The sequence below is a fragment of the Providencia sp. PROV175 genome, from assembly GCF_032707045.1.
In the GTDB taxonomy this organism is placed as follows: Bacteria; Pseudomonadota; Gammaproteobacteria; order Enterobacterales; family Enterobacteriaceae; genus Providencia; species Providencia hangzhouensis.
The window spans coordinates 1,177,963-1,191,605 of record NZ_CP120533.1; the positions used below are offsets into that span (position 1 = coordinate 1,177,963).

Consider the following 13,643-nt stretch of genomic DNA (forward strand, 5'->3'; position numbering starts at 1 on the left):
ACATTATGCCACTTGAACAGGGACTGCTTTTGCGATGCGACTCATTTTATTGTTTTCATCAAAATAAGCCACTTTTGGCTTATGTAGGCGCGCATCTTCATCTTCCATTTGTACATAAGAACAAATAATCAGCTTATCACCAACCGCAGCACGGCGTGCAGCAGCACCATTTACTGAGATAATTTTTGAACCGCGCTCGCCAGAAATCGCGTAGGTTGAAAAACGTTCGCCATTATCAACGTTGTAAATATCAATGGCTTCGTATTCAAGGATCCCAGCTGCATCCATGAAGTCCTGATCTATCGCACATGAGCCTTCGTAGTGTAGGTCTGCCTGTGTGACTGTGACGCGATGGAGTTTGCCTTGTAACATTCTTCTTAACATTTCTTCTTCGTCCTTCAAATTGCAGCGTTGTTGACTACGTGCGTTCGCCCTAGTCACATACTTATGTATGCTCCTAGGGACTCACTTACTTGCCGCCTAGCTGCAATCTGAATGACTTTGAATAAAATCATAGTGCCTTCAAAACTGCAGCGTTGTTGACTACGTGTATATAAGTCGCAACAGGCTTAGCAACGCAGCAAGATGGTTGCTGTGATAGTGTTATAAGTCTTATTGTTTTATGCAATATCGCGTTGCAGGTCAACTTGTAAATTGTCAATAAGACGCGTTTGACCTAACCATGCAGCCATTAAAATAACCGCACGTTTACTGGACTCATCAAGTGGTAATAATGTATCTGCATCGCGAATAAATAGCTCATCAGGGGTAAAACCGGCTTCACGTAAGCTATTATTCATCTCTTCGATAATAACTTCAGATGCGTTAGGCTCAGCGACTAATTTTTCACCCGCTTGTTGCATAATTTGAAACAGTTTAGGCGCTATTTTTAGCTCTTCTGCTGACAAATTATTGTTACGTGAACTCAGTGCTAGGCCATTTTTAGCTCTAACCGTTGGGACACTAACAATTTGAGTATCAAATGATAAGTCAGAAACTAATTTGCGAATTAATTGCAACTGTTGGTAATCTTTTTCACCAAACAAGGCAATATCTGGCTGAACTAAGTTGAACAGCTTAGTGATAACCGTTGCGACACCTCTAAAATGACCGGGACGGCTTGCGCCTTCTAACATGGTCGATAACTCAGGAACTTCAACAAAAGTCTGTTTTTCCATCCCTTCTGGGTAGAATTCTTGCGGGGAAGGTGCAAAAACTAAATTGATATCACGACGCTTTAATTTTTCGCAATCTTCTTGCAAAGTTCGTGGGTAATTGGCTAAATCAGATTGCCTATCAAATTGCATTGGGTTCACGAATACACTGGCAATCACAATATCAGCCTGTTTTTTCGCTTGGTCAATGAGTGTTAAGTGACCATCGTGTAAATTACCCATCGTTGGGACAAGTGCAATACGTTTACCTTCTTGTTTCCAACGACGAATTTCACGGCGTAAGATAAGTGCCGTTTCAACGATAAGCATACGTGTGTTCCTTATAATTACTGGCATCAATTAAGAAAAAGAATGTGCTTCACTTGGGTAAATGCCATCTTCCACTTCTTGGATATACATACGAATAGCATCATGAAGGTTGCCTGCTTGAGCTAAAAAGTTTTTAGCAAATTTAGGCGCTCGTGCGGTAATACCCAGTGCATCATGCATAACAAGGATTTGTCCATCAGTTCCATTTCCTGCGCCAATACCAATCACCGGTAATAGCAGTTCTTCAGAAACATGACTTGCTAAGGCAGTTGGAACACATTCGAGAACCAATAATTGGATACCTGCATTTTCTAATGCAATTGCATCTTTGAGTAATTGATTTGCCGTGACCTCATCGCGTCCTTGGACTTTATAACCGCCAAGAACGTTTACTGCTTGAGGTGTTAAACCTAGATGACCACACACAGGAACAGAGCGTTCTCCTAGCATTTTTACGGTATCACATAACCAGCTGCCACCCTCAATTTTCACCATGTTTGCACCCGCTTGCATCAAAATTGCTGCATTAGAACAAGCTTGTTCTGGTGTGGCGTAACTCATGAATGGCATATCTGCAATAATGAAGGCGTTTGGTGCACCTTTGCGAACGCATCGGGTGTGGTAAGCAATTTGCTCGACGGTCACAGGTAAAGTAGATGATTCACCTTGGATCGTCATTCCCAGTGAGTCTCCAACGAGCATCACCTGAATACCTTGCTCATAAAATAATTGAGCAAAGCTTGAGTCATAGGCTGTCATGGTTGCAAATTTGTGTTTGTCTTTTTTAAACTGACATAAATCAGCCAGAGAAATTGGTTTCATTATAATAACCTCCGGAAATGATCTCCCTGCGACCATACCTCATAAGAGGTTGAACATTTTAGGCTGGAATATCCCAAAACGTTAGGCCATTTCGAGGGACTTGTGTGAGTCTTTCTGAAAGCTTTTCGCCATCAGGAAAAACAAGGGAAGGGGCGATTTCGCTAAGCGGATACAACATAAACTCACGCTCTTTTAGCCCATAATGTGGAACGATTAACCGTTCAGTATTGATGATACGGTTACCAAAAAGCATGATATCGAGGTCAAGCGTTCGTGGCCCCCAACGTTCCTCTTTGCGTACACGGCCAAGCTCAAGTTCGATTTTTTGTGTATGGTTAAGAAGAACTTCAGGCTCAAGGCTTGTTTCTAGTAGCACAGCCAGATTCAAAAAATCTGGCTGGTCCTGTGGGCCTAATGGTTTGGTTCGATAAACAGAAGAGGTAGAAACAACGCGGCTATTAGGAATAGCATCTAATGCTGCAATAGCTTGCTGTGCCTGTAGCAGCGGCTCACCAAGGTTACTTCCTACAGCAATATAGACTTGTTCCATTGTATTCTCTCTATCTATTATGACTTATTCGGCCGGCGCGCGCCGGTTCCACCTTGTGATGAACGTGGGCGATGGCGGCGGCGAGTAGGGGCACTACCTAATTCCGAAATCATTTCACGCTGTTTGATATTATTCGCTTGTTGAAAATCAGTCCACCATAACGCTAACTCTTGTAACTCGTTGCGGTGCTCAACATTGGCTCTTAATTCTAATAAATCAAACGCTGCACGGAATTTTGGGTGCTCCATGAGTTTATTTGCGCGACGACCTTGGCGGCGAGGTAAGCGTAATTGCAATAACCAAATATCACGCATAGTGGTTGTAATGCGTTTTGGGATCGCAATCGAGCGGCACTGTTCATCTAATATATCATTCATTGCCAGCGCAAAGGCGTCGTAATAGGCCAACCCGCCTTCTTGAGATAGCTTCTCAGCATGCTCAGTAACTGGATACCATAACATAACAGCAAATAAAAAAGCAGGGTTAACACGCTTATCATTTTTTAGTCTGAAATCAGTATTTTTGAGGACTTGCTCAATGATTTTTTCCATTGGCGAATCACTGTTATCAGTAAATCGGCTTGCGACAACAGGGAAAAGTTGCTCAAACAAACCATATTTTTTGAGCATTTTATAAGTCGCGTAACCTTGGCCTGCTTGGAGTAATTTGAGTGATTCTTCAAATAACCGAGCAGATGGAATTTCTCTCAATAAATGAGCGAGTTGGTAAATTGGCTCTGCGGTTTTCGGCTCGATGCTCATATTTAATTTGCAGGCAAAACGTACCGCTCTTAGCATTCTGACTGGGTCTTCACGATAGCGCGTTTCAGGGTCACCAATTAAACGAATAACGCCAGCTTTGAGGTCTTTCAAACCATTAACGTAGTCACGTAATGTGAAGTCTTCAATATTGTAATATAGGCTATTAACGGTGAAGTCCCGACGAATCGCATCTTCCTCAATAGAACCAAAGATGTTGTCGCGTAACAACATACCGTTTTGCGCTTGTGCAGATAAGTTTTTGTCATCTGACACATTTTGGTCATGGTGGCCACGGAAAGTTGCAACTTCAATAATTTCGGGGCCAAACATAATATGGGCTAGACGGAAACGACGACCAACTAGACGGCAATTACGAAATAATTTGCGGATCTGCTCAGGTGTTGCGTTCGTAGTTATATCGAAGTCTTTAGGCTTTTGGCCTAAAAGCAAATCACGCACACCACCACCCACTAAGTAGGCTTCAAAGCCACTTTTATTTAAGCGGTACAGTACTTTTAATGCATTGTCACTAATATCACTACGCGAAATAGGATGTTCGGAACGCGGGATAACAGTAATGTTTTCGTCGTTTACGGTTGTCATTGTAGGGCGCTTCTCAGGTGTTGAATCGGCACGTTGAGATTGACGAACCGTTTTTTTAATAGGGGCTGTTTTATGGGGTTGAGCGGTGTTCTGCTCTTTAGATGCGGTTTGCGCATGAGCAGAATGAGTGACTGGCCTTTTACCGGCTGCCTGTATATCTCGCGAAGTATCACGATGTTGTTCTACATCTTCAGGGGATGCGTCTGTATTGCGAGATAAAATATTACGGCAGAAATTTGCTACTCGGTTAAAAATAGTACACCTCGATGTCATTACCAATATTCATTAAACAAAAATAAGCGGCTAATCATAGCTCACAGAAGTTTCTTTGAGAATGGTTAAACGAATAAAAGTCATCTCTAATTATAAACGTTACCAATAAAATTTACGCAAAATAATAGCTCAAAAAGCGATCTCACTATAGAAGTATAGGTTTAGAAGCCTTATTTTAAGCGCTTTTTTGTTGTTAGAGGATTATTCAACTTCAAACTATGGGGTTAAATAACAGCCTAATCTATCTCCGTAAAAAATTACGTGAAAGTAAATGTTTATCTTACTTAAAAGAGCACGGTAGGACGTTATCGCCAACCAATTGGCAAAAAGATGCGGGAAGGATAGATTTTATGTGATAGCTAACGCAAGGAATAAGCTCTGAGTGGAACATAACAGAATGTAACGTTTCCTTGTAACGGCGCAGTAATATGCGCCGTTCAGGACTCCATATAGACACTAGCCAGCCATTTGCTTTTCGCGAATTTCAGCTAATGTTTTACAGTCGATACATAAATCAGCGGTAGGACGGGCTTCCAAACGGCGGATACCAATTTCTACACCACATGATTCACAATAGCCAAAGTCGTCATCTTCAACTTTTTTCAGCGTTTTTTCGATTTTCTTAATCAGTTTACGTTCACGGTCCCGGTTACGTAATTCAAGGCTGAATTCTTCTTCCTGAGCGGCTCTATCAACGGGGTCTGGAAAGTTAGCTGCCTCATCTTGCATATGAGTAACAGTCCGGTCCACTTCATCTCTGAGTTGATTGCGCCATGCTTCGAGAATGAGCTTAAAATGCGCCAACTGGGCCTCGTTCATGTACTCTTCGCCAGCTTTTTCATGATAGGGTTCAACCCCAGCAATGGCGAGAATGCTTAAGGACGATGTCTTACGTTTTTGCCCTTCTTGCATAATGCTTCTCCTACACACGCAAATTTTACAAAAACCCCAAGGGGGAAAAATTAAGGTCGCTATAAATAGCAGAAGACTGCGCTCTTGGCAATCGTTCCTGCAATGAGTTTTGTAATGCTGTGAGGGCGAGCGTGTTTATTCCCTTTTTAGTGCCCAGAACTCTGCGGCCTCGTATAAAAAACGGTTAAAAAAACTTTATTTAATAGAGTTAAAGTGAATCTGCTTACTTAACACCATTTGTTGAATAGTTATATCAGCTTGATAACAAAGCACTTCAACACCACTTTGTCTCGCTTCCTCCAATAAGAGCGCATATTGTTTATCAATATGTGCCGCTGCAGATGCTACGTGAATACCTGTGTGTAAAGCAACAAACAATAGTATGGCTCTTTTTCCTTCTTTCGCAATATGCATGAGCTCTCTTAAATGCTTTTGGCCTCTAAGTGTCACTGCATCAGGAAAGAACCCCTGATTATTTTCTAGTAAAGTTACTGATTTTACTTCGATAAAGCAATCTGGTAATCCATTTTGCGTGAGATAGAAATCGATTCGGCTATTTTCTGTGCCATATTTAACTTCAGGCTTTATTACGCTGTATTCGGATAATTCTGGAATGTGTTTTTCGGCTAAGGCTTGTGCAACTAATTGGTTCGCACGAAGGGTATTAATGCAAATAAAGTGGCCATTTGTGGTTTGGGTTAACTCCCAACTATACGGATACTTGCGTTTTGTATTATTGGACGTCGAATACCAGATGGTATCACCAGGGGTAGCACAACCTGTCATAGCGCCTGTATTCGCACAGTGAATTGTAATTTCTTCACCGCTCGGTAAAGTAACATCAGCCAAAAAGCGCTTGTAACGCTTAATCAGAGTAGCTGGTTGTAAGGCGGGTTCAAATTCCATGGGATCTCCGCTATCGTTGTCGGTAATATGCTTACTGGCAAAAGAGGCTAATGCTACAATGTCTGACAGTAAAAGTTAAATACATGGAGTGATAACCTCAGTGTTACCGATATTCGAAGTTTGTGAGGACATACTTACCGCGTTAGTCGCTTCACCTCAAGTTTTGCTTCATGCACCTACAGGTGCAGGTAAATCAACGGTTTTACCGTTAGAAATATTAAAAAGTGGGGTTATTGATGGGCGGGTTATTATGTTGGAACCCCGTCGCTTAGCGGCACGTTCAGTAGCGGCTCGCCTCGCACAGCAACTTGGTGAAGATATCGGTCATACCATCGGTTTACGCATGCGCTCTGAAACTAGAGTTAGTCGCCACACGCGTCTTGAAGTCGTGACAGAAGGCGTACTGACCCGCTTACTGCAAAATGACCCAATGCTTGAAGGGGTTAGCTTAGTCATTTTAGATGAGTTTCATGAACGAAATTTACAGGCAGACTTAGGTCTCGCTTTGTTAATTGATTCACAACAAGCTTTACGCGAAGATTTGCGTATTCTATTGATGTCAGCGACATTGGATAATCAAGGGCTGTCTCAGCTGTTTCCTGATGCTCCAGTTATCACCTCACAAGGGCGTACGTTCCCCGTAATACGTGAATATCATCCGATTAACCCAAATAAACTCTTCCATAAAGAAGTGGCGCTAGCGGCTTGGCAGTTATTGCAACAAGAGCACGGGTCTTTATTATTATTTCTTCCAGGTATGGGGGAAATCGAGAAAGTAAGAGCAGAGCTCGCTTTGATGGTTAGTGAGGACATACTTTTATGTCCTTTATACGGAGCACTATCTCTACAGGCTCAGCAACAGGCGATACAGCTGGCACCAGAAGGAGTGCGAAAGGTCGTATTAGCCACCAATATTGCGGAAACCAGTTTAACGATTGAAGGGATCCGCCTTGTGATGGATAGTGGTCTTGAACGTGTGGGTCAGTTCAACCCACGAACAGGACTAACAAAACTAGTTAAACAGCGAATTAGCCAAGCGTCGATGGCACAACGTGCAGGCCGAGCAGGCCGTTTGGAAGAAGGTGTTTGCTGGCACTTATTCAGTGAAGAGCAGGCTGAGCGTGCGGCACAATTTAGCGAGGCCGAAATTGCACAAAGTGACTTGAGCAGCTTATGGTTATCTTTATTACAATGGGGTTGTCACGATGCCGCACAGCTGAATTGGCTGACTTTACCCCCTAAACCGGCAATATCAGCGGCAAAAAATTTACTTGGCAAATTAGGTGCTATTGATGCAGCAAACAAGTTAACGCCTTTTGGGCAGCAGATGGCGGAGTTAGGCAGTTCAGTACGAACAGCGGCAATGTTATGTAAAGCACAACAAAGCCAAAATCAGTCTGTTATCCAATTAGCTGCGCTGTTGGTGGCGATTATCGAGGAACCACCTCGTCAACAAGATGCGGATCTTCGTTATTATATAGAAAGGCCAACTGAGGGGTGGTGCAAGAGAGCATCAGCACTTTGCGAACACAAAGTGTTGAGTACCATTGGTCAGCAAGATGCGCTAATTAGTGAGTGGTTACCAACGTTGTTAGCTGTGGGTTTTCCCGATCGCATTGCGAAATCTCGAGATAACCAACATCGCTATCAATTAGCGAGTGGTTTAGGGGCTATATTGGATGAATCGGATAGGCTAATGGGAGAGTCGTGGTTGATGGTGGTGTCTTTATGGCAACCCGAAAATATGGCTGATGCGCGTATTTCCTTGGCTTACCCTATTGAAATTGACAGATTACAAGCAGATTGCCCATCTTTATTTAACACTCAAGAAACGGTCGAATGGGATGAACAAAAAGGGACCTTATTAGCTTGGAAACGCTTGCAATGTGGTCAATTAGTAGTGAAATCAGAACGTTTGAGCAACCCTGATAAGGCTGAGATTCGCCAAGCGCTGGTTTATTGGTTGAAGCAAAATGGCTTGCAGCAGTTAAATTGGCAGGAAGATGCTTTGCAATTGTGTATTCGCTGTATGCTAGCTAAGCGGCATTTTCCTGATATTGTTTTTCCTGATTTTGATGATATAGCGCTATTAGATTCGTTAGATGAATGGCTTGAACCTTATCTTGATGGCATAACAAATAAGCAAAAACTACAGCAGATTGATTTAGCCTCTTTATTAATCAATCGATTAGATTGGCAGCAGCAACAGTGGTTAGAAAGTATGTTTCCGAAGACCTATCGAGCGCCATCTTTACATGATGTAAGTATTCACTATTCGTTAGATAAGCCACCAGTGATAGCTATTCGTATGCAAGAGATGTACGGGGAAAAAGCGAACCCGACAGTAGCACAAGGGAAAATTCCTATTACGCTCTCTTTGCTTTCTCCTGCGATGCGGCCATTGCAGATTACACAAGACCTTGGCGTATTTTGGCAGGGCAGCTATAAAGAGATACAAAAAGAGATGAAAGGGCGTTATCCAAAGCATTTATGGCCGGATGACCCTGCAAATACTGCGCCAACGAGACAAACAAAAAAAGCGATGATGGGTGCGAAATAACCTATTTTTGTGCTCTAATAGCGGGTTTCCTCATTCAGGCTATCGATGCGTTAACCTGAGTAAGGAAATGTAATTAAGAGCTTTCTTTGGTGAAATCTCTGAGGTTATGAGCCAAAATTAACCACTAAATTGGCGTAACTAGTGAGTTATTAAGTTATTTTGTCATGTGATATGGAGTGACCATGTCAGGTAAAGATTTTGAACCGATCGGCAGACGTAATAAAAAAACTGCTGGGAAAAAACAGTCTTCATCTCGCCGCCGTAGAGACCGCGATGACTATGATGATGAAGATTTATTTGAAGATGATGATATTGATGAACAATATCTCGATGATGAAGATGAAGAAGAGCAAATGGCTAAAAAAGGCTCAAAAAAGAACAAGCCTCGGAAGGTAAAAAGTAAATGGCGTTGGTTTTGGCTGCTAGTCAAACTGATGATCGTGTTTGCTGTTTTACTCGCGGCATATGGTTTTTATTTAAACCAACAAATTAAAGAACGTCTCGATGGTAAGGTTTGGGATTTACCCGCCGCAGTATACGGCCGGATGGTTAATCTTGAACCGGGCATGGACTACAGCCAGGCTGAAATGGTTCGCCTGCTTGAAGGTATGCAATACCGTAAAGTGAGTAAAATAACGACATCGGGCGAATTTGTAGTACGCGGTAATAGTATCGAAATCTTACGCCGGCCGTTCAATTTCCCTGATCAAAAAGAAGGGCAAATACTCGCGCGTATGGTGTTTGATAATAACGCGTTGAGCAAAATTGAAAATATGGAAAACGGCCGCTCATTTGGCTTTTTCCGCTTGGACCCGAAACTGATCACGATGATGCAGTCGGCGAATAATGAGCAACGGTTAGTTTTACCGATATCTGACTTCCCTGAGTCCTTAGTTAAAATCTTACTAGAAACCGAAGATCGAAACTTTTATGAGCACGATGGGGTCAGTTTGTACTCTATTGGCCGTGCTGTTGTTGCTAACTTAAGTGCAGGACGCTCTGTTCAAGGGGGAAGTACCTTAACTCAGCAGTTGGTCAAAAATCTGTTTTTGACCAATGAACGGACATTAAAACGTAAAGCCAATGAAGCGTACATGGCGGTTTTACTGGACTACAACTACAGCAAAGAGCGTATTTTAGAGCTGTATTTAAATGAAGTCTTTTTAGGCCAAAATGGTAATGATGAAATTCGAGGTTTCCCATTAGCGAGCTTGTATTACTTTGGTCGTCCAATCAACGAACTAAGTTTTGATCAACAGGCGTTATTAGTCGGTATGGTGCAAGGGGCGTCAACGTATAACCCTTGGACTAAGCCACAAAATGCAATTAAACGCCGTAATATCGTACTGAAAATCTTGGAAACACGCGGTGTGATTGACCAAGAAATGTATCAGGTACTGAGCGCAAGGCCTCTCGGTGTGAAAAATAAAGAAGGGCTAGTGGCTTCTCAACCTGCCTTTATGCAAATGGTTCGTTTAGAACTCAATGAAAAATTGGGCGATAAAGTTAAAGAACTCTCTGGTGCGAAAATTTTTACCACTCTAGATCCTGTGGCTCAAACTGCGGCTGAAAATGCAGTTGAGAATGGTGTCGCTGATTTACGTAAATCTCGTAAATTAGATGACATAGAAGGGGCAATGGTGGTAGTTGACCGCATTAATGGCGAAGTACGCGCTATGGTTGGTGGTTCTCAGCCCCAATATTCAGGGTTTAACCGTGCGTTAAATGCACGGCGCAGCATTGGTTCTCTGGCAAAACCTCCGGTATACCTCGCTGCACTAAGTGAACCGGACCGTTTTCGTTTAAATACATGGTTAAAAGATGAGCCACTAACAGTAAAAGTCGGGAATCAAAACTGGAGCCCAAGAAACTACAGCCGTAATTTCAACGGCCGTATGATGTTAGTTGACGCTTTGGCAAAATCACAAAATATCCCAACGGTAAACTTAGGGCTAGAGGTTGGTTTAGACCAAGTGTTTAATACTTTTGTACGCTTAGGAGCTCCTGCGGCTGCCATGGAAAAAGTTCCTGCGATGTTATTAGGTGCAGTTAACCTAACACCAGCGGAAGTTGCTCAAGTTTATCAAACCATTGGTGGTGACGGTAATCGTGCGAAATTATCTGCATTGCGTTCTGTTATTGATGGAGATGGCAATGAAATTTACCAAAGCTACCCATCAGCAGAGCGAGCAGTACCTTCCCAAGCGGCATACCTCACATTGTATGGTATGCAGCAAGTGGTTAAACAAGGTACGGGCAGAGTCTTATTGACCAAATACGCCAAGTATAATTTAGCCGGTAAAACAGGGACAACTAACGATCTACGCGATAGCTGGTATGCAGGTATTGATGGCAAAGAAGTGGCGATTGTGTGGGTTGGCCGTGATAATAACGGTTCAACACAATTAACAGGGGCGACAGGCGCACTGAAAGTGTACCAACGCTACTTAGATAACCAAGCGCCATTAGCACTTATCAACCGTGCACCAGAGGGCATTGTTGATATGCAAGTCACTGCTGACGGCCAATTAAGTTGCTCAAACTTCGGCGGCGGTAGAATGTTGCCGATTTGGACAGATAACCCAGAAGGGATATGCCAAGCGTCAGAAGAGCAAGCCCCGGTCTGGGACTTAAATGGTAATAATGGCGAGCAACAAGATGATGCGCCGGATTGGGTTAAGGATATGTTTGGCAATAACCCCTAAATTCTCGTCATATTTCAAGTTGTGACTGTGTTGGCTTCATTCGTCAACCCTAGTCACATACTTGTGTATGCTCCTAGGGATTTCCTCATTTGCCGCCTTGCCACAACTCGAACTATTTAGAGAATTAATTAGTTGGCGAATTGCTTATTTGAAAGGCTAATTATTTGAATGCTAATTAGTTAGGGAATTGTGGTGTAAGGCTTTTCCGTCATATTTCAAGTTGTGACTGTGTTGGCTTCATTCGTCAACCCTAGTCACATACTTGTGTATGCTCCTAGGGATTTCCTCATTTGCCGCCTTGCCACAACTCGAACTATTTAGAGAATTAATTAGTTGGCGAATTGCTTATTTGAAAGGCTAATTATTTGAATGCTAATTAGTTAGGGAATTGTGGTGTAAGGCTTTTCTCGTCATATTTCAAGTTGTGACTGTGTTGGCTTCATTCGTCAACCCTAGTCACATACTTGTGTATGCTCCTAGGGATTTCCTCATTTGCCGCCTTGCCACAACTCGAACTATTTAGAGAATTAATTAGTTGGCGAATTGCTTATTTGAAAGGCTAATTATTTGAATACTAATTAGTTAGGGAATTGTGGTGTCGAACCTAGAGTTATCTATTCTTAACTATAAAAAATAGAGGTGAAAATGGATAAAATTTCACCTCTATAACATCAATGTGAATTAATTCTCTTTAATTTTCATCAATGCAGTTTCTGCGGCTTTGATAGTTTTCTCAATGTCTTCATCGTTGTGGGCGATAGACATAAAGCCAGCTTCAAATGCAGAAGGCGCGAGGTAAATACCTTGCTCTAACATGTAATGGAAAAATTTCTTAAAGTGCTCAACGTTGCATTTCATCACATCTTGGTAGCAAGTTACGGTTGGGGCGTCGGTGAAGAAAATACCAAACATGCCACCGACGTGATTGATAACCATCGGGATACCTTGCTCTGCGGAAACACGTTTTAAACCACGAGCTAACTTTTCTGTTAATTCATTTAAACGTGAGTGGACTCCCGGCTGAGAGACTTCTTTTAAGCAAGCGAGGCCAGCAGCCATCGCGACAGGGTTACCAGATAAGGTCCCAGCTTGGTAAACAGGTCCAATTGGTGCTAGTTTTTCCATAATTTCAAGGCGGCCACCGAAGGCACCAACAGGCATACCACCACCGATGATTTTACCTAAACAGGTTAAATCAGGCTGAACATCGTAGTAATCTTGTGCTCCACCTAATGCGACGCGAAAGCCTGTCATGACTTCATCAATGATGAGTACGGCATTGAATTCATCACATAATGCACGTAAACCGGGTAAAAATTCAGCTGTTGGTGGTACACAATTCATATTTCCAGCAACAGGTTCAACAATGACACATGCAATATCTTCTGGATAATTTTCAAATGCTTGACGGACTGAAGATAGGTCATTATAGGTACAAGTTAATGTGTGTTTTACAAAATCTTCAGGAACGCCAGGAGAGTTTGGTTCGCCCATAGTAAGCGCACCAGAGCCCGCTTTGACTAATAAGCAATCTGCATGGCCATGATAGCAGCCTTCAAATTTGATGATTTTGTCACGGCCTGTGTAACCCCGAGCTAGGCGAATTGCGCTCATGGTAGCCTCAGTGCCTGAATTTACCATGCGTACCATATCCATAGAGGGGACTAGTTCACAAACTAATTCAGCCATTTCAACTTCAGCGGCAGTCGGAGCACCAAAACTTAATCCTTTATGAACCGCTTTGATCACGGCATCACGGATCTCAGGATGGTTATGGCCTAAAACCATTGGTCCCCATGAGCCAACATAATCTACATAGGCTTTACCATCAACGTCATAAATATAAGCGCCATCCGCTTTTTCAATAAATAATGGGGTTCCACCAACACCATTAAAAGCACGAACAGGGGAGTTTACACCACCAGGAATTTGTTCTTTTGCTTGTGCGTAAAGTTTTTCAGATTGTGACATCGCAGGGCTCCAGAAAGAGGCTAAGAAAAAAATTGCTCTCATTCTAAAGCACCACACCAATTAAACCAAATGTTGATACGAAGATATGCACAATGT

Annotated in this window: 10 protein-coding genes; 2 read left to right on the forward strand and 8 right to left on the reverse strand. The window is 42.6% G+C overall.

Translation table 11 applies throughout. The features are described 5' to 3' along the window. Positions 1-3: 3 nt before the first annotated feature. From panD to sfsA, 7 genes are all read right to left on the reverse strand, one after another. Positions 4-384, reverse strand: a complete 381-nt coding sequence (gene panD, locus P3L44_RS05105; protein WP_109912045.1) for an aspartate 1-decarboxylase — start codon at positions 382-384, stop codon at positions 4-6. A gap of 236 nt (positions 385-620) precedes the next feature. Beyond that, a complete protein-coding gene (gene panC / locus P3L44_RS05110; protein ID WP_272662037.1) occupies positions 621-1,484 on the reverse strand; it encodes a pantoate--beta-alanine ligase in 864 nt (287 codons plus the stop codon). 30 nt (positions 1,485-1,514) lie between these two features. Then, the gene (panB, locus tag P3L44_RS05115; protein WP_036958292.1) at positions 1,515-2,306 is read right to left on the reverse strand and encodes a 3-methyl-2-oxobutanoate hydroxymethyltransferase; all 792 of its coding nucleotides are present in this window, start codon (positions 2,304-2,306) and stop codon (positions 1,515-1,517) included. Positions 2,307-2,364: 58 nt separating this feature from the next. After that, the gene (folK, locus tag P3L44_RS05120; RefSeq protein ID WP_094960949.1) at positions 2,365-2,856 is read right to left on the reverse strand and encodes a 2-amino-4-hydroxy-6-hydroxymethyldihydropteridine diphosphokinase; all 492 of its coding nucleotides are present in this window, start codon (positions 2,854-2,856) and stop codon (positions 2,365-2,367) included. 17 nt (positions 2,857-2,873) lie between these two features. Next, positions 2,874-4,220 (reverse strand): polynucleotide adenylyltransferase PcnB, encoded by a 1,347-nt coding sequence (gene pcnB / locus P3L44_RS05125; RefSeq protein ID WP_206077539.1) that lies wholly within the window; start codon positions 4,218-4,220, stop codon positions 2,874-2,876. A 729-nt stretch (positions 4,221-4,949) separates the two neighbouring features. Beyond that, positions 4,950-5,405, reverse strand: a complete 456-nt coding sequence (dksA, locus tag P3L44_RS05130) for an RNA polymerase-binding protein DksA (protein WP_004260494.1) — start codon at positions 5,403-5,405, stop codon at positions 4,950-4,952. Between the two features lie 195 nt (positions 5,406-5,600). Beyond that, positions 5,601-6,311, reverse strand: a complete 711-nt coding sequence (gene sfsA, locus P3L44_RS05135; RefSeq protein WP_112307173.1) for a DNA/RNA nuclease SfsA — start codon at positions 6,309-6,311, stop codon at positions 5,601-5,603. 100 nt (positions 6,312-6,411) lie between these two features. Between sfsA and hrpB the strand changes: the two genes are divergently transcribed. Both hrpB and mrcB read left to right on the forward strand, forming a co-directional pair. Further along, positions 6,412-8,871 (forward strand): ATP-dependent helicase HrpB, encoded by a 2,460-nt coding sequence (hrpB, locus tag P3L44_RS05140; RefSeq protein WP_272662038.1) that lies wholly within the window; start codon positions 6,412-6,414, stop codon positions 8,869-8,871. A 182-nt stretch (positions 8,872-9,053) separates the two neighbouring features. Further along, positions 9,054-11,576 (forward strand): bifunctional glycosyl transferase/transpeptidase, encoded by a 2,523-nt coding sequence (gene mrcB, locus P3L44_RS05145; RefSeq protein WP_272662039.1) that lies wholly within the window; start codon positions 9,054-9,056, stop codon positions 11,574-11,576. 681 nt (positions 11,577-12,257) lie between these two features. Here mrcB and hemL read toward each other — a convergent pair. Next, positions 12,258-13,547, reverse strand: a complete 1,290-nt coding sequence (gene hemL / locus P3L44_RS05150; RefSeq protein WP_140171359.1) for a glutamate-1-semialdehyde 2,1-aminomutase — start codon at positions 13,545-13,547, stop codon at positions 12,258-12,260. Positions 13,548-13,643: the final 96 nt, after the last annotated feature.